Source organism: Vibrio sp. Isolate30, from assembly GCF_022397975.1.
GTDB lineage: Bacteria > Pseudomonadota > Gammaproteobacteria > Enterobacterales > Vibrionaceae > Vibrio > Vibrio fortis.
Map to the genome: position 1 here is coordinate 1 of NZ_JAKEUS010000007.1, position 17,634 is coordinate 17,634.

Below are 17,634 nucleotides of genomic sequence, written 5' to 3' on the forward strand. Positions count from 1 at the left end.
TTGAGCAACATCAACAGCGCATTCTTCGAGAAAATCAGTAAAACAGTTTTGAATAGACATAAAAAATCGGAAACCTAGAAATAGGTTTCCGATTGTCTCTCATCAGAAGGATCGGTCAACCGATCCTTATCTGATCTACATTGCGCATAACTGCGGGCTTTTCGCCATACCGAGGTATGAAAATTTGGTGGGTCCGGGCGAACTCGAATCGCCGACCCCTACCATGTCAAGACATGTCATTACTAGTTAACAAACACGTAAGTCATTGTAAATTATTAAAATCAACACTTTAGCTTGAAAGCGACCCTACCTGTTATAGGTCAATATCTAACCAACTGATATTTGGACACAAGATGGTCACATATTTTAAAGTTCCTATCTAGGATATATCTGGAGCTTACTTTTTTCATTAAAGCGATTTAAATGGGCGTTTAGTGTGGACATATAAGCGAAGTTTCACCGTGATTTGTTTGAGCAAGTAACATGGCAAAATGTCAATGTCGAGCAGCTTGTTGCTGACGAAATTCTTACTAGTTTCTACGCAAAAGCGAACCCGATTTCTTTGCTTCGCAATCAACCCAACCATCAGCATCATCCGGCATATTTATTCAACTTACTGGCACTACAGTCACCCATAATTTGCTACTCATTTCGCTATCGCTACAAATCGGAGGCCTCGCATTTTATTTAGCTAGATATTGCAAATTTAAGCAGCCCGTAGATTTTGTCTTCCAACTCCTGTGGGGTTGAGAACAAAGAGTGAGAGTAATACCACCTTTTCTTATTGCCGATACTAAACAGACCTCTACCAGCCATATCACTCTTGCTATGCACAGATACATCTTTGTTATCATACACCTTTTTAATAGTCTCATATGTGTCAGACCAATGTTCCGGACTCCCTTCATAAAACAATACATTATTATTTGCTTGAGGGTGATCGTAAATCGCTTTTAAAGTAGCGACACCTTGAAGGACCTCAAAGGACTCTGTTTTGGCATTTTGAACATTGGGTTCTTTGATAAGACTACGCAAACGTTCTACTAGGTCATTAAATCCATCAGACTCAGGAAAGGCGTCTCCCCAATCATTTAAAATAGTTGGGTCTACAAACATGAAGAGCTTATCTACATACTTTGACTCTACATCTTTACTGGTCTTTTGGGCACAATCTAGGTCAATTACGTCACTGCACTCTTCTGCGTTTGTGGATATAACTCGCAATTGAGCTCCAACAATTGGGCCCGTATCGTCAACTACCATCATTACATGAGCAGATTTTTCTGTCGTTCTTTCTTCTCTGTTCGCTAAACGAACTGATTCGCCCATTGCGTTCACCGCACCTTTCGCAGCCCCAACACTACCCCCACTTATAGCGCCACCAACAACTGAACCTATGAAGCCCATATCGAGCTCTACAGAGTTTTCTTCAACCTTAACCAAACGCTCAAAGTGTGCTATCGGAGCAAACCAGTTGCTTCCAGAAATAATCTTACTGACTGCGATCTCATCTGTCAGGTCTTTACCCTCTTCAGTTAAGGCCACTGTCATAGCTGACCAAAGAACTTTCATTTTATTGAGAGTATCTTTACCATCTGTAGATATTTTTTCACTACTCGGTGTTACAACCATTGTATGACCACCTAGTTCAATCCAGGAAGTAACTTCACTTTCGTCATTTGATAATGAACCTTGAACTTGGACAGCATATTTTTTGTAAACTAGATTTTCTTCCGCATACTTTATGATGGCTTGTTTAACTTGTGTATTATACATTATATTCTCCATGAATTTTTAAATATTCCAACCAAAATTAATAGCAGTTTAAATTATAATCCGTTGAAATCTATAGGTTGTTAATGTAAACAAATTGAATTTTTCCTTTTGAATTATGGGAATTAAAATCTATTAACCCTCCGTCCTTGATATACCAGAACTGACAATTTAAAGATATTTCATATTCATTAACAATTGATGTAATAGCCCCACCTTTTGCACCCAACTATATAAATCCAATGTGTGTATAGATTTTAAACTTGGGTAATTTCATTATTACAACCATTTGAACCTATATCTAATTCCTTATGTAATATATATCCAGGAACACTTTCTAATTAAGTCGTTCGTATATTTTTTACATAATTATCTTTATAAAAAAGCATGTAATCAATGACTGGAATACTTTGAGGCATTTTCGTTATTCATACCCCGTCAGCTCGCCTTTGGAGAGGCTATGTCAGCGGCGTTTCTAATAATCCATTATTCCGTATAGTTAGCCATTAACTTTTATCAGAATTACTTACATCCCTTCGAGAGCTATAGTATTGTTAATAATAAGCTATCCTAACGCTTCACATTTCCAGTTAGGGCGAAAGATACCTTTTGCTCAAGTGGATATATTAAATTTAACAAGTACACGGCAATAACCTTTTTATCGCACATCAAGAAGCTAACTCAAAATCATCACTCCCTTACAGAAGATGTTAATTTCTGGACGGATAAGCACCATTCACTGCAATGCAATAGGTAAGCCCGAGATGGGGGTGTCGATTGTCGAACGCCACACCTTGTCCAGTAGACTCCACCTCACCTTGCACGACAATGTTATCGCCAAACTTCACCTCAGAAGTTCCTGTTCCGACTAAATGTGCTCCCGAGCTCCCAGCACTTCCATAAATCTTCACTTCTTCATTGTCCCCAAAGTTATCTTTACCAACCGTGTTTAAAAATGTTGCGCCATTCCCAGGTACCTTATGACTGGTTCCTGAACTGGTAGAAAGTGGTACTTTCACATCAACGTTAATATCGACATTACTCGCACTAACTTGAAAACCTGACCCGACGACATGCTTGTGAGGCGGCAGGTTGTTCTGTGTAAGTTCAATAAAATCTCGACCACCACGTTGAGCAAGGCGTATCGTTGACAAGCCAAGCCCAGTCCCTTGACCTACAGCGGTGCGACCACGCATGTCTGGTAGTTGAAAGGTACTTCTACCATCACCACCAAAGTTTTTACCCAATAAGGAGTATAGCGTTGGCCATTCAGTGATAAGAAAAGTTTGACCTTCCGCTTTCTTGTAATACGGAGCAGGGCAAAAGGATGCTGCTGTTACACACATCGAACCGATATAAGGGTCCATGCTGCAACTAGCCGTGGCATTCCCAGGCGAAAATGCACTAATGATTGCCGCTATTGGACACAACTTAAACATCCATTTATTCACACTCATTTGAAGCTCCTTGGCCTTATACCGTTACATAAAATCTTCGTCCTTCCCATAAACCGAAGTGCTCCATACAAGCTTTATCGTGATGCTTACGGGGTATGTTCTGTCCCGAGTAAATCTACCGCTGAGCAAACGTCAATTCGATTACACCTTATTACACCCTTCTACAAAATCTATGTAATAAGGTGTAATTGCATCACATGGTAACTCCAGTAAATTCTGTTTGACCTTTTAAAAATATTGATAGGGGCCTAATGATTCATGATTTCGAAGTAAGCAATCGCTTAACAGATATAAGTCTCTTCCCAAGAAATATTTGGCAAATATCAATCCATCCTAATTAAATCAACTCAGTATGCTCAACCAAGAATTTTTTAATTACAACTTGGTTCTAACTATTCATTGTCTAGCAATAGAGCAAGTAAAAAAAAACTCTACCTACTAGCACTTAAAGGATCTCTGAATTCACTAAAAAGGAATTATCATGAATGATATTGATACACAGTTCGAACTTTCAGACACACCTCATGAACAATTGTTAAAAGCACAACGACTAATGGCAATATATCAAAACAATGCTTTGCGCTATTACCACGAGCTGTACGAACTTGGTGTAGACAAAACACAAATTTTGGTTTCACATCGTTCTCGCCCGTCCCAAAGTCCCGGACTTAGCCAGTATCAAGCTCAAACACTCATTTTTAATACACGTTTTATCGCCTACCCATCAGTGATTGTAATGTGTCGAAGTGAAACAGACGTTGTGACCGCATATAAATTAGCCGTTAAATTTAACTTACCCGTAAAGGTACGATCTGGGGGACATGATCATGAAGGTGAATGTACTGGAAATGATGTTGTTCTGCTCGATCTAAGTGGGCTAAAAACGCTGAGTGTAAAGCAAGACTCTCACGGCTACGCAGCCAATATTGGCGCTGGTTATCGCTTCTACCAACTTATCCCTGCTTTGGCCGACACCGAAAATGATACCCGCCCTGCATTGACTATACCTCATGGAACTTGCGCAACGGTTGGGCTAGCCGGTTACATTCAAGGTGGGGGATGGGGTCCTTGGACTCGCTTACATGGCATGTGTTGTGAGTCTTTGATTGCAGCAAGAGTCTTATTGGAGAATGGAGAGGTCGTTGTTGTTAACGATAAGCAAAATTCAGACCTCCTATGGGCGCTTCGTGGTGGCGGTCCATTAAGTTATGGCATTGTATTGGAGTTTACAGTTCGCGCGTTCGAGATCCCAAGTGAAATTCATCGCTTCGAGCTTCATTGGAACACAAAAGAAGCTAATACTGGCGATAACACCACATACTGCATTTTGGAACAGTGGGAAACAGTGATTAATGATAAGAATACAATAGAATTGGTTGGGACAAACCTCAAAATCAATGCCATCCCCTCTACATCTACCAATAACAAGCAGTGCTTTAAAGAGCTTCAGCACCCGTGCATTATGTATGGGTACTGGTACGGTAACCAAGAAAAACTTAGAGATTTTGTAAAGCAATATTTGCCTTCAGGAAAGCTTAAAATAACGGGGACTGATAGCAAGAATTACTATGATTCTTCCTTGATGGGGCATTGGGGAAGAAACTCATTGTATGATGTAAGGCGTTTATCTTCGGCGTTGGATGAAAATAAGCCCTTTGCTCCAGACTTTGACTCCCCTGCCCCGCATAAAATAACCTCTAAGGTTGTATCAAGCCAAGGTCTCAACAGCGTGGGCAAAGAGCAACTGATTCGCTCTTTAACCTCAACACTCATTAATGAAAATAGTGAATCATTAGGCCTGTTCAGCTACGTTACTCTAGGTGCTATTTCCGGGCCATTTTACGCTAACGACACGAGCGAAAAAGCCAGTAAACGAGTCGCTTTTCCCTACACGACATCTCAATACACTATTCAATATCAAACGTGGTGGAACGAAAAAATATACGAAGTCGGAAATTTTCAACATAACCCAATCTATAACTATGTCAATCGAGCTTTAGATTGGATGGAAACCTGTCGAGATGTATACATTTGTGGGACTAAAGGGGCATTTATAAGCTTCAAAGATAGCTCAATCCCAACGAGGGAATATTTCCAGCAACATTACCAGCGTTTAATAAAAACAAAAGAAATGTACAGTGATCTAAATTTTAAGACTCCGACAAGCTCACGATTAGTAGTAGGGTGTAACCACTTCAGATCAAGAAAAACGATCTATTAATATTCTTTTCATTGTGAGGCTTTAATGGGCTTACCAGAACATATTTTTATGGCGTCTAAAACCGACTAAATTATGGTAAGCCCCTAGAATATTCAGTAGTTTAAAAGAAACCTCGTAAGAACAAGCAAAGGAATCACAAGATAGTTATTGATGATTTTATATTTAACGATCAATTTTTGACGCGATTATCGTTCGCATTAGAAAGTCAGAGTTACAAGTTTTTACATATGATAAATATAAAACGAAACCTAAATCACGAAAACAAAAAATAACTCATATGGATTACTGGTTAGTCATTAAAATAAATGATAATTAAATATCCTCTCATACCCCTTAAGTACTAACATCAAACTCCTTGAGATGGACATCCAGAGTAGATAAATGACCTTACAAGAAACCACCGCTGAAGCAATTGAAGAGCAGTTTCGTTCCAAAAAATACGCATTGCTTGAATCTATAGGCGAAGGGGGCTTCGGAAAAGTCTTCAAAGCGGTACAACTCAACACTCAAAGGTTCGTCGCGATAAAATTTCTTAGATTAACAAATTCTGAATGTCCTCATAAAAGACAAAAGAAAATCGCTCGCTTTAATCGAGAATGTGATTTAGTACGTCGTTTAAATCACCCTAACATCGTATCGCTATTGGACAAAGGTCAACAAGGTGATTACATCTTGTACGCCGTTTATGAATTTGTCGATGGCATAACATTGAAAGACTATATAGCCTCTAATGGTCAGATATCACCAACAGAATCCGCAGAAATCATGGCTTCAGTACTGGATGCTCTCGCCCATGCGCACACTCTTGGCATTATCCATAGAGATATAAAGCCAGCTAACATAATGCTCTTCAATGTTGGAGCGAAACAACACGTCAAAATTCTTGATTTTGGGATAAGTACACTAAAAAGTGATAGCAAAACGTCGGATCTCCAAACATTAACATTAAATGATGAAACCTTAGGAACTCCAAAATACAGTGCTCCTGAACAACTAAGAGGCGAGCCTTCTTTACCACAAACGGACGTTTATTCCTGGGGGCTTGTATTTTTGGAGTGTCTCACCGGTACTTCGGTCATAAAAGGCAACAGTGCTGCGTCCATATTTTTTCATCAACTTAGCGCTGCAAATATTCCGTTAGGCCCCCTTTCTGGACACCATTCAGCACACTTTTTTCGTCGTGTGCTTAATAAAAAAGCACTAGACCGTCCTGGTAACACAGTTGAACTATATCGTGAGTTTCGACGATTTAATTTTTCCGACATAGTATTACAAGCCCCATGCTCATTCTCAACTGAGGGCTCAAGTTCAGCACAAGTGTCAATGACAAACACGATCGAACTATCATCCTCTTACTACTCTGAATTCACGGAGAGGAAGCAGATCACAGCTCTATGTTTGATCCTTTCTGAAGATAGAACCTACTCTTCTAACGAGTCAACACTCGAAAGACAAGATATAGCGGAAATGCTCTTATCAGATCAGCAAAGTCAAAGTGTCGATATAGCGCTTCGTTATGGAGCTACTCATGTGGCGTCTGTTGGTGACACTACGTTGTTTTATTTCGGCTATCCCAATGTCAGTGACAACGATAGTCGACTTAGTGCAAGAGCAGCGCTCGACATTTGGAATAATCTACACACTAAGCAAACTTCGCTCTTGGAGCAACATAACCTCAAATTCGATCTTAGAATCGGTCTATCTAAAGGGATGATGAGAAGCATCGACGGTGCTACACCTGAAGGGCGAGTAGCAGCTGAAGCTATGACTCTTGCTCGAAATAGTCACTCAGGAGGAATCATTTGTTCACCACAATTTAAAGACATGTTAAGCAATCAGCTTTTATTTGAGTGTGTCGTCAATGATTCAATACATGTGGCATCTTATGGATATCGTCTTAAAGGAGAGCGTTTATCTGAAGCTTTTTCATTTCTGCGCAAAACACAGTCACACAACTCTATTGTGGGTCGTCAAACCATTCTCGAACAACTCTATCGCCTAAACCAGCCGAACTGCCAATATCAACTATTTCATGTTTATGGTGATGCAGGGATCGGTAAATCGCGTTTACTTCTCGAACTAAAAGAGCGCTTAAGCAACACCAGTTCGTTTTCTTTGCAATGTTTACCTGAGTTTCACACGAATGCTCTGTACCCTCTACTAAACTTTTTTTCCACGTACTTCGATCTCAACGGCCAAGATGCTGAGGACAATTACAAAAAAGCAATATGTTCTCTCTCTCTCTCAACATTAGAACGAGAAAGAGGTTCAGCTATTCTTTGGGCATGGTTACAACCTTACTCAAGGTTATCCAACCAAAGTGAAAAAGAATTTCAACAAGCGATCTCTAACCTTACTCTCACCCAACAGAAGTCATATCTTTTTTTAACTATGTCTCGTCTTCTGTCTTTAATTTGCAATGGCTCTGAAAGCAGTTACGATTCATGCCTGTTTATTTGTGAAGATATCCATTGGTCTGATGCCACTACATTAGAATTTATTGACTACCTAATTAAAGAAAAGCTACCCACTCTTCTTGGCTTTTATTGGCTCAACAGCTCACGTACACCTATTCCTGAAACCCTTAAATCCTCCAAAGCGCTCGATATTGGACTTTCCTCTCTATCACAAAACGAGAGTCACCAACTGATTGAACACTTATTCGACAACGTAACCGTCAGCGAGCAAGTGAAAAAATTATTCACAACCAGAAGTGACGGCAACCCACTCTTTCTTGAAGAATTAGTGTTTCACGCTCAAAAGAACAATCTAGTTAAAAAGATAAATGGCTGTGTTGACTTCACCGTGAAAGAGCCAGAACTACAAGTACCAGAAAACCTCCGCGGTACCCTTCAACAGAAACTCAATGATTTGACTTTCGCCAAAGATACAGCTCAGCTTGCTGCAACAATAGGACGAACGTTCAGCGAAGCATTAATTCTACATGCCTCAGATAAGAACACAGGACAGATCCAAGCTGACTTAGACGAACTTCAACGTAACAATATTGTTTTTAAACAACGTAGCGTGGAAGGCAACCTTTATCAATTCAAGCACGCTCTAATTCGCGATGCCATCTACGAAAGTTCAACAACACAGCACATAAGTCACCAACAGCTCGCATTGGCAATGGAAGAGCAAGAGGGATATGAATACCCCCCAGCTATTATTGGCGACCATTGGTCAAAAACTAATACCCCCATACGAGCGACAACCTACTATTTAACAGCTGGTGATCAGGCTGCTAAAGCTTCAATGGTAGAAGATGCTATTAGACATTTTGAAAAGTCATTAAATATATCGTTAGATGCAATAAAAAATGACGAAACCAATCCTGACAAGCTATCTGCTCTTATAGGGCTTGGTGATAATTTGATCCGTTTAGCAAGACACGACGAAGCACGCTCTCATTACTTGGAAGCGCTTAATGAAATTAAAGACGATGACATTTTAACCAGTGTCAGTTTGCACGTGAAATACGGAAAGTCTCTAGAAACCCATCATTTACATGAAAAGGCCCTAAAGAGCTATGACCAAGCCGAAGCTCTTATAAACAGTCATATGGTGAAAGATTCGCGTTGGTACAACACATGGTTGACAGTCCAGTTAGCGAAGTTATATATCCATTACTGGCGTAACGAATTGTCTAGTATGAGTACTATCATCAGTAACGTTGAAACATGTCTTGAACACTTTACTGATCCAATATCATCAGCACAATTTTATGACGCAAAACTGCAATTTGAATTACGACGGACTCGTTACGATTTAAGTCTTAAGCAAATCAATCTAGCTCAAACAGCCCATAGCATATCTTTAGAAACTGACGATCACCAACTACAAACACACAGCTTATTCAGTTTAGGATTTACGTACTTATTTAGCCAACAATATACCGAAGCGGAGAAGCACCTTTTAGCGGCATTAAAAAACGCCAATGATAAAGCCGATGCAACACTAAAAACCCGTTGCCTCGCCTATTTAACCGTACTTTTCAGATTAAAAGGTGATATTGAAAATACACGTAATTATGTAGAACAGGCTTTTTCCTATGCAAAAAATTCAGGCATGGATGACTATGTCGCTATTGCTAGTGCAAATGAATCATGGCTTGCTTTTAGGCAAGGGGATATATCCCACAGTCAGGCGCTAGTCCAAAAAAGTAATAATATTTGGAGAGCTCTATCAGACGAATTTCCATTTCCACTTCAATGGTTAGCTTTGCTCGTAGAGCTTGAGCTAATAATGCTCAAACAGTCAAACTCAACAGCAGGTAGCGATCAAGAACGCACTATAGAAATCGTTACAACATTATTAGACATAAGTCAGCATGCACTTCCCGCCCCCATCATTGACCCACTTAAAAAGGTAATTGATGAAAAGCGAAGCAACAAACATTTGCAACAACTAATACTTGAAGCATTAAAAAATGCAAAAACGCTAGGCTACTTGTAATTTAAGGAGAAAATATGGACAGCCAATCGATAGAAGAACTTCAAAATGAATTAAGCCCTTACATTGATGATAAAGGTCAACTGACTCTGCGTTCCCAAGATATTTATGTGATCAGACAAAACGGCCAACAAGCAACGCTTATCAATTATGAAGACTACACCTCAAAGTCGGTAAAACGCATTGAGTGGTGCTATAGCGCAACCGATTTTCACTTCTTTTTCGGGGCGAAAAAGGAAGGGGAAAAGCTGCAACAAATGAATCTTATAGGGCCAGCACTAACTAAAGTCGTACCGTGGAACCTAGAAAATGCTCAGTGTCCTCCTGGTATTAATATATCAGATTTAAAGCCTGGATATTTACTCGACCTACGCCTTTTACAGCTCAATAGGTTACGTGCTCCTCTACACGACACTCCGCATCCAGACGTTGACAGAGACACTCCAATCAGCAAACTTGAGCTGAACTCTGGTGCTCCTATCTCGAGGTTTGTCAACGACCACCTTCCACCATCAGCGTTAAAAGAACTCGCAGAACCTGTACCTGAAAATATCTATATCGTTTCCTACGTAAATCCTTTATTGGTTAGAGACGATAACAAGTTTTACCCCTACCACGTTCACTATCTCAGCGTAAGTGATCTAAACAAGTTAGAAACACTCAACCTAGAGGAGGGTGCAAGTGAAGATCTCAATGAGTTACAACAGACGCTTCATGAATTAAAAGCCACTATTCATCGTCATCAAAATGAATTAGTTCCTCACATAAACTCTATCAAGCAAAACAGCAACACATTAACTGCTCAATCATTGGCTCGATACTATCGCGATGCAGGTGTGCAGGTAGGAGCTGTCAACCCGAAAGATCTGCAAGAAGAAAGCTTACTGGTAGGAACTGTTTGCACCGTTGCAAACTTGCGAAGCTTCCTTAAATAAAACGCAAGTTATTCATAAGGAGCCAAATTGGACACTTGGCTCCGAACCCTAGTTACTGAAGGAACATAAATGCCATTAAAAAAACACCAAAAAGGAACGCATCGCCAGTGTTCTCCGGAGGCAACTTTCGAAAGAATATCCCCTTATTTCATAAAAATGGGAATAACTCGCATTGCAAACATTACAGGTCTCGATCATATCGGAATTCCAGTCGTAACAGTCTGCCGTCCTAACTCTTATGCAATTTCGGTTGCTCAGGGGAAAGGCTTGGATTTGATATCAGCAAAAGTTTCTGGCGCTATGGAAGCAATAGAAACGTATCACGCTGAACATATCGACCTACCACTTAAATTAGCAGATTTTTATCAGCTTTCGAAAAAGTATTCAGTTGCAAATATCAATGCTTTACCTAAGCTGGAATTCAGTCAGTTTTCAGAACATGAACAACGTTTATGGATTAAAGGAACTGACCTGTTTAATCGACAATCTATCTATGTCCCTTATGAGGTAGTTCATTGCAACTATACTCTTCCACTACCGACTGGCAGTGGCGCTTTCATCATGAGTTCAAATGGTTTAGCTTCCGGAAACAGTCTAGAGGAGGCGATAGTACACGGGCTCTGCGAAACAATCGAACGCGATGCCCTGGCACTTTGGAAAATAAAGCAGCGTCATATAGTTGACCAGCATGCCAACCAACTAGACCTAAAAACCGTTGATGATGAGGATTGCCTAACGATTATAGAAAAATATCGTTTGGCTAACGTTGATGTTCAAGTTTGGGATATCACAACCGATATTGCACTTCCTAGCTTCTTTTGTCGAATCATTTCTAATTCACAGGAGCAAGGCCCCCTTTACCCAGCTTTTGGCTCTGGCACTCATCCATGCAAGGCCATTAGCCTATTAAGAGCATTGACGGAAGCAGCGCAAACGCGCTTAACCATGATTTCTGGCTCAAGAGATGATATTGACGCCAACGCTTACTCAAGCATCAGCACCAAGAATACAGAGCAAGCACTTAATATTTCGCCGAAAGTGCTAAGAAACTATAAAGATATCCAATCTTGGAATAACACGTGTTTTACGAAAGACATTGAACTTATTTTAAGTCAACTAAACAAGGTTGGTCTTAATCAGGCTGTCTTCGTAAACCTAGAAAAAAGTGAGTATCGTATACCTGTTGTACGTGTCATTGTCCCAGGGTTGGAAGGTATTCAAGAACAGTCAGGTTATAAGATGGGAACGCGAGCTTTGGCTATACAAGATTCATTAAACACGGGAGAATTCGCATGAGTATTATCGTGTTTGCTGGCCCTACCCTTTCCGTAGCCAACATTAAAAACCTTGTAAGCGCAGATTGTCGCCCACCCGCCAAACAAGGAGATATTTATTTAGCCACACACGACCAACCGAATGTGATCGTTTTAATTGACGGTTACTTCGAAAGCGTACCAGCAGTTTGGCATAAAGAAATACTCTACGCGTTATCATTGGGTATCAAAGTATACGGCTGTTCGAGCATGGGAGCCTTGAGAGCATCAGAACTCACCAATTATGGGATGGAAGGGTCTGGTAGCGTTTTCGAAGACTACATAAACGGAGTATTAGAAGACGACGACGAGGTGGCTCTGGTTCATGGCCCTTCAGAATTAGCATACCCACATATCTCGACTCCTATGGTTAACATACGTGCAACCCTAGAGCATGCCGTCAAAAACCGAATAATGAGCCAACAAGATTCAGCCCGAATTGTAGGAGCATTCAAGAAACTCCACTATCCAGAGCGAACTCTCTCTAAACTTTATGACTATGCCATAGAGTTTCTTGGAGATGTTCAGGCGCTATCATTGTGTAAGTTTACAGAAAACAACTATATAGATATCAAAAAAGCTGATGCCGTTCATCTCCTACAGAAGCTCGATAGGCACCCAAATCTATCACTCCCACTCTCTATAGAAGACAGACATCACTTTAAGCCAACCGATGCCTGGGAGCGGTTAGTTTCACAACTAAACCACCAAAAAAAGCTCTCAGAACATTCAATAACAAGCGAAGAGCTTCACCGAGAGCTTAAACTTGATGGTTGCTTTTGGGATCTAAAACAACAAGCAATTTCTCGAAAAAGCGCCTTGAGAACCGCATCCTTCCATAATCCAAGTATTTCGGATGAGCACATACAAAGAGCCCTTCTCGAAATTGCATTTAGGCAATCAGCCTATACAAATCAAGCATTAGATTTTAAGCACTTGGCCAAGTGGTTAACTTCACAGCAAGTCAACCACCTGGACTTTGATGCACTTGTCTACAATGAATCTTTACTCGCGTGGTTAAGTACAAACCAGGATCATTTTGACGAGGAGCTACTGGAACTATTAAAGCTTAATAAGTCCTATTCCGCCTATCAAACCCGTATCACATTTAAACGGGATAACCCTTCATTGTCGCTGTCTGACCTTAACATCAATGAGCAGCAGTTATGGAACTGGTTTTTTTCAACCAAACATCCAAACAGCGTAGCGCAAGACCCAAACGATCTTTGGCCAATACTTGGCTTTTCTTCCTATAGCGAATTTAAGAACGCCGCTATCCAGGACTATCAATTTTATCTGCAATCAGGAAATCACTAATGAACTATGTAAAAGCCCTAAACCTCATCGCAACCTTAAAAATCAAACGTGAACAAGAGAACAAGTTCATCGAGTTGTCAAAAACAATTTTTCCCCCACTCGCCAATGAAACAGGTTGGAAGCTAACATCATTATGGACTTCCAACGAACTCACTGACGACATAATACATATCCAAAACCAGTGGCAAACAAATGAAGATACAACAGAGCGAGTTGAAAAGGTCCTCAGCAAAGCGATGGAGAACCTAGCTCAGAGTATTGATGGTTACCAACAGCAACTGGAGATGCTAGACGAATTAATTATTGAAGAATCACTACACTATGCAAATAGCTATACTATTTAGAGGCAGCGTCATTTAATGTTTCATGAATGGTGAGAAAACACATGGCTTATTTAAATAATCAAAGATTTACCAAACCAATATACTTGAAAGCATTCCATCAGTTTGGCCGGCTTTCGTCGTCTGTAAACACAGCTATCAATTTACCAGATGTTTCACGAATACACGCTATCATAGAGTTTCAAAAACACTGGTTTATCCGAGATGTCAGCCAGAACGGAGTCAGAATAAATGGCAAGATAATTGAACCTAACCGACCTCACTTACTTAACGTCAATGATGAAATTTTATTCTCGAATTCGCAAACAGATCCTTTCATCATCGAAAGTCTTGAGCCACCAAAAGACATTCTGTTGCCAACGGAGCAAGAAGCTTACATTGAATCTGGCCTCGAACCTATTTATTTAGAGCACTACCACTTTTTGCCTAACGATACATCTCCTGAGTTAGTCGTATTTTATGACCAGATAAAACAAGAATGGCAATGTGAGCACTTTGAGAACAATTTATGTAGTAGTCTGAGTGACGGTGAACAAATCAAGTTTTCAGAAAAAACGTGGCAGTTATTCAAAAGCGTTGAGGCTGAAGACGCCGAAACAATGTGTCTTAAAAAACAGTCAAATAATAATCTTTGCTACACCTTCAATTTAAGCTTAGATGAAGAGGTAACTGAACTCACTATCACAGATGAACAAAGATCAATCGATTGTCAGGCTCGAAGTCATCATTATTTGACAGCTTTGCTAGCACGATATAAAGCCGAAGATTTAAAAAACAATATCGCCGAACCCATGCAGGGATGGCGAACAATTGAACAACTAACAAAAGATCTAGGAATTGCAGAGACTCATATTAATATCCAAATATATAGAGCTCGTAAACAGCTTTCGGAGCTATTAGAGCCCGAAGGTGTTTTAGTACCCAACCTTATTGAAAGAAAACGAGGTAGAATTAGGCTAGCAATAAAAGATTACCAAATAATTAAAGGCAGCAAGTTAGAAGTAGATTCGAGAAACATTGCGGCATAACCAACATTACCCTTAAGTAAACCAACATAGCATTAGTTGGTTTACTTATTACATTCCTGTGTACAGTCACTAGCTTTACAGCTTTGAAAATCATTAAATCGAACCTTTTACCTCCCAGATTACCGCTTCCTCTCCACCCGTCTTTCGGATCTTATGCTGTGTAATATTGTGTAATAGAACGAAGTTTCATAAATAAGTATGTTAGTAGCAAGCGAGAGCAGTGTCATCTGGCTGGCTTTGAAACTAATCAATAGAAATGAAGCAGTTCGTTAGAGTAAGGCACATCTCGTAAATCTTCTAAATACATGTACCGGGTGACATATTAGGTCACCCAAGATAGGTTACGGAAAACAATATGAGAATTTTCGTCAGTTGCACTTTCAGTTGCTTGATTCTAGTCGGATGTTCAGACCCAGAACAAACTCAGAGTTCTACACCAACAGAGGCTGTTTACTCTACCCCAGAAGCAGAACAAGGGTTCGAGGAACCTAAGCAAGTTGCTAGCTCTCCCATATTTAAAATCATCAGTGTCGCAAGTTCTGAAGACCCCTCCGTTAAAACAAGCTCCGAAAATTACCAAGTTAGGGTTAAATAACTCTAATAGGATTTATTATGAAATATATTACCCTACTAGCCACTCTATTCGTTTCTTATTCGACATATGCTGCAGAGTTTAATCACAATGGTGTTCTGTACGATGCGAACAGCAACACAACCATTGATGCTACATTGCCAGTAATTTTCTCTATTTATAAGAATGATGGTCAATTACTCTGGGCGAACGAAAAAATTGTCGAATTTACTGATGGTAACTACAGCGTCACCCTCGGCGAAGATCTACCTATTGATACTTCTATTTTCGAAAACTCAGATTTGTACTTGGGACTCAACATCGACAACGATGGAGAAATGTCCCCAAGATTAAAATTATATACCACTCCACGCTCCTACTATGCCGAAATGTCTAGCTCTGTAGTTGGCAGTGCTAATTTATCTGAGCTTAAAGTTAACGATGACATTGTCATTAATCAAGATGGCAAATGGGTTGGCGATATTGCTGGATTAAAAGGGGATACTGGTGAACCAGGTGAAACTGGACCACAAGGATTAAAAGGTGAAACCGGTGCCCAAGGTCCTAAAGGCGATACTGGTCCACAAGGCTTACAAGGGGAAACCGGAGTCCAAGGACCTAAAGGCGATACAGGACCACAAGGATTAAAAGGTGAAACCGGTGCCCAAGGTCCTAAAGGCGATACTGGTCCACAAGGTTTAACTGGTGAAACCGGAGCTCAAGGTCCTAAAGGCGATACTGGTCCACAAGGCTTACAAGGGGAAACCGGAGTCCAAGGACCTAAAGGCGATACAGGACCACAAGGATTAAMAGGTGAAACCGGWGCCCAAGGTCCTAAAGGCGATACTGGTCCACAAGGCTTACAAGGGGAAACCGGAGTCCAAGGACCTAAAGGCGATACAGGACCACAAGGATTAAAAGGTGAAACCGGTGCCCAAGGTCCTAAAGGCGATACTGGTCCACAAGGGTTAACAGGTGAAACCGGAGCCCAAGGACCTAAAGGCGATACAGGACCACAAGGATTAACAGGTGAAACCGGAGCCCAAGGTCCTAAAGGCGATACTGGTCCACAAGGYTTAACTGGTGAAACCGGAGCCCAAGGACCTAAAGGCGATACAGGGCCACAAGGGTTAACCGGTGAAACCGGAGCTCAAGGACCTAAAGGCGATACAGGACCACAAGGGTTAACAGGTGAAACCGGAGCCCAAGGACCTAAAGGCGATACTGGACCACAAGGTTTAACTGGTGAAACCGGAGCGCAAGGTCCTAAAGGCGATACTGGACCACAAGGTTTAACTGGTGAAACCGGAGCTCAAGGACCTAAAGGCGATACAGGGCCACAAGGTTTAACAGGTGAAACCGGAGCTCAAGGACCTAAAGGCGATACAGGACCACAAGGGTTAACAGGTGAAACCGGAGCTCAAGGACCTAAAGGCGATACAGGACCACAAGGGTTAACAGGTGAAACCGGACCTCAAGGACCTAAAGGCGATACAGGACCACAAGGGTTAACAGGTGAAACCGGACCTCAAGGACCTAAAGGCGATACAGGGCCACAAGGTTTAACAGGTGAAACCGGAGCCCAAGGACCTAAAGGCGATACTGGTCCACAAGGCTTACAAGGGGAAACCGGGCCGCAGGGGCCTAAAGGTGATGATGCTGCAGCTTTAGTGAACTACTTTACTCAATCAGATCTCGATAGTTTGGATAAAGACTCGACTCCAAATGGTACGTTAGTTTTCAATGCAGATATATCTGCACTTCAGTTGTTGATAAGCACTAACGAGCAAGCGATTGGCACCTCTAACAGTGGAAGTATGAGCGCAAGTAACTCTTTCCAATACGCTCAAACATTCATTTTAGATAGAAACGCTACACTCTCAGCAATAAAGCTCATGGCAGGATCTGCAAGTACAATAAACATTTCAATAGCACCGAGAGGAGATTTAGCAGCGATTGATTCGTTAGCCTCAAACGTAAATATCAATGGCGGTTGGAATGAAATTAGCTTGTCAACAAAAAATCTAACTTCTGGGACCGAGTACATCTTACTGTTTGAAAATTGCAGTTGTACATATGATAGCAACGATAGTTATAGTATGGGGCAAATCATTGATAATCCGACAGATAGTTCTACTAACGATCCTGGAAGCAATAACTACGATTATACGTTTACTCTAGTTTTCCAAGAAGCTGCCAAAGTTTGGAAAACGATCAATTAAGCTT

10 protein-coding genes are annotated in these 17,634 nt (G+C 40.8%); 8 read left to right on the plus strand and 2 right to left on the minus strand.

From position 1 onward, the window contains the following. Positions 1-687: 687 nt before the first annotated feature. Together L1D60_RS15990 and L1D60_RS15995 are read right to left on the minus strand one after the other, a co-directional pair. Positions 688-1,776 (minus strand): hypothetical protein, encoded by a 1,089-nt coding sequence (locus tag L1D60_RS15990; RefSeq protein WP_239841986.1) that lies wholly within the window; start codon positions 1,774-1,776, stop codon positions 688-690. A 707-nt stretch (positions 1,777-2,483) separates the two neighbouring features. Then, a complete protein-coding gene (locus L1D60_RS15995) occupies positions 2,484-3,230 on the minus strand; it encodes a tail fiber protein (protein WP_239841987.1) in 747 nt (248 codons plus the stop codon). A 481-nt stretch (positions 3,231-3,711) separates the two neighbouring features. Here L1D60_RS15995 and L1D60_RS16000 point away from each other — a divergent pair, with 481 nt between their 5' ends. The 8 genes from L1D60_RS16000 (at position 3,712) to L1D60_RS23555 (ending at position 17,630) form a co-directional block, all read left to right on the plus strand. Continuing rightward, positions 3,712-5,451 carry an FAD-dependent oxidoreductase gene (locus L1D60_RS16000; protein WP_239841988.1) on the plus strand — a complete coding sequence of 580 codons (1,740 nt, stop codon included), beginning with the start codon at positions 3,712-3,714 and terminating at the stop codon, positions 5,449-5,451. Positions 5,452-5,832: 381 nt separating this feature from the next. Then, on the plus strand, positions 5,833-9,906 hold the full coding sequence (locus L1D60_RS16005; RefSeq protein ID WP_239841989.1) for a protein kinase: 4,074 nt from the start codon (positions 5,833-5,835) through the stop codon (positions 9,904-9,906). Positions 9,907-9,920: 14 nt separating this feature from the next. Further along, a complete protein-coding gene (locus L1D60_RS16010; protein ID WP_239841990.1) occupies positions 9,921-10,838 on the plus strand; it encodes a hypothetical protein in 918 nt (305 codons plus the stop codon). Between the two features lie 69 nt (positions 10,839-10,907). Further along, positions 10,908-12,134: a YcaO-like family protein gene (locus L1D60_RS16015; RefSeq protein WP_239841991.1), complete on the plus strand. Its 1,227-nt coding sequence runs from the start codon at positions 10,908-10,910 to the stop codon at positions 12,132-12,134. Then, the gene (locus L1D60_RS16020) at positions 12,131-13,468 is read left to right on the plus strand and encodes a TfuA-like protein (RefSeq protein ID WP_239841992.1); all 1,338 of its coding nucleotides are present in this window, start codon (positions 12,131-12,133) and stop codon (positions 13,466-13,468) included. The genes L1D60_RS16015 and L1D60_RS16020 overlap by 4 nt, the downstream gene beginning before the upstream one ends. Further along, a complete protein-coding gene (locus L1D60_RS16025; RefSeq protein ID WP_239841993.1) occupies positions 13,468-13,812 on the plus strand; it encodes a hypothetical protein in 345 nt (114 codons plus the stop codon). The genes L1D60_RS16020 and L1D60_RS16025 overlap by 1 nt, the downstream gene beginning before the upstream one ends. Before the next feature lie 41 nt (positions 13,813-13,853). After that, positions 13,854-14,837, plus strand: a complete 984-nt coding sequence (locus tag L1D60_RS16030; RefSeq protein WP_239841994.1) for an FHA domain-containing protein — start codon at positions 13,854-13,856, stop codon at positions 14,835-14,837. Between the two features lie 612 nt (positions 14,838-15,449). Then, the gene (locus L1D60_RS23555) at positions 15,450-17,630 is read left to right on the plus strand and encodes a hypothetical protein (RefSeq protein ID WP_275665717.1); all 2,181 of its coding nucleotides are present in this window, start codon (positions 15,450-15,452) and stop codon (positions 17,628-17,630) included. The last annotated feature ends 4 nt before the right edge of the window (positions 17,631-17,634 follow it).

Coding starts and splice junctions, on each gene's coding strand:
- L1D60_RS15990 (WP_239841986.1), bottom strand. CDS start 1,776: ATGTATAATACACAAGTTAAACAAGCCATCATAAAGTATGCGGAAGAA.
- L1D60_RS15995 (WP_239841987.1), bottom strand. CDS start 3,230: ATGAGTGTGAATAAATGGATGTTTAAGTTGTGTCCAATAGCGGCAATC.
- L1D60_RS16000 (WP_239841988.1), top strand. CDS start 3,712: ATGAATGATATTGATACACAGTTCGAACTTTCAGACACACCTCATGAA.
- L1D60_RS16005 (WP_239841989.1), top strand. CDS start 5,833: ATGACCTTACAAGAAACCACCGCTGAAGCAATTGAAGAGCAGTTTCGT.
- L1D60_RS16010 (WP_239841990.1), top strand. CDS start 9,921: ATGGACAGCCAATCGATAGAAGAACTTCAAAATGAATTAAGCCCTTAC.
- L1D60_RS16015 (WP_239841991.1), top strand. CDS start 10,908: ATGCCATTAAAAAAACACCAAAAAGGAACGCATCGCCAGTGTTCTCCG.
- L1D60_RS16020 (WP_239841992.1), top strand. CDS start 12,131: ATGAGTATTATCGTGTTTGCTGGCCCTACCCTTTCCGTAGCCAACATT.
- L1D60_RS16025 (WP_239841993.1), top strand. CDS start 13,468: ATGAACTATGTAAAAGCCCTAAACCTCATCGCAACCTTAAAAATCAAA.
- L1D60_RS16030 (WP_239841994.1), top strand. CDS start 13,854: ATGGCTTATTTAAATAATCAAAGATTTACCAAACCAATATACTTGAAA.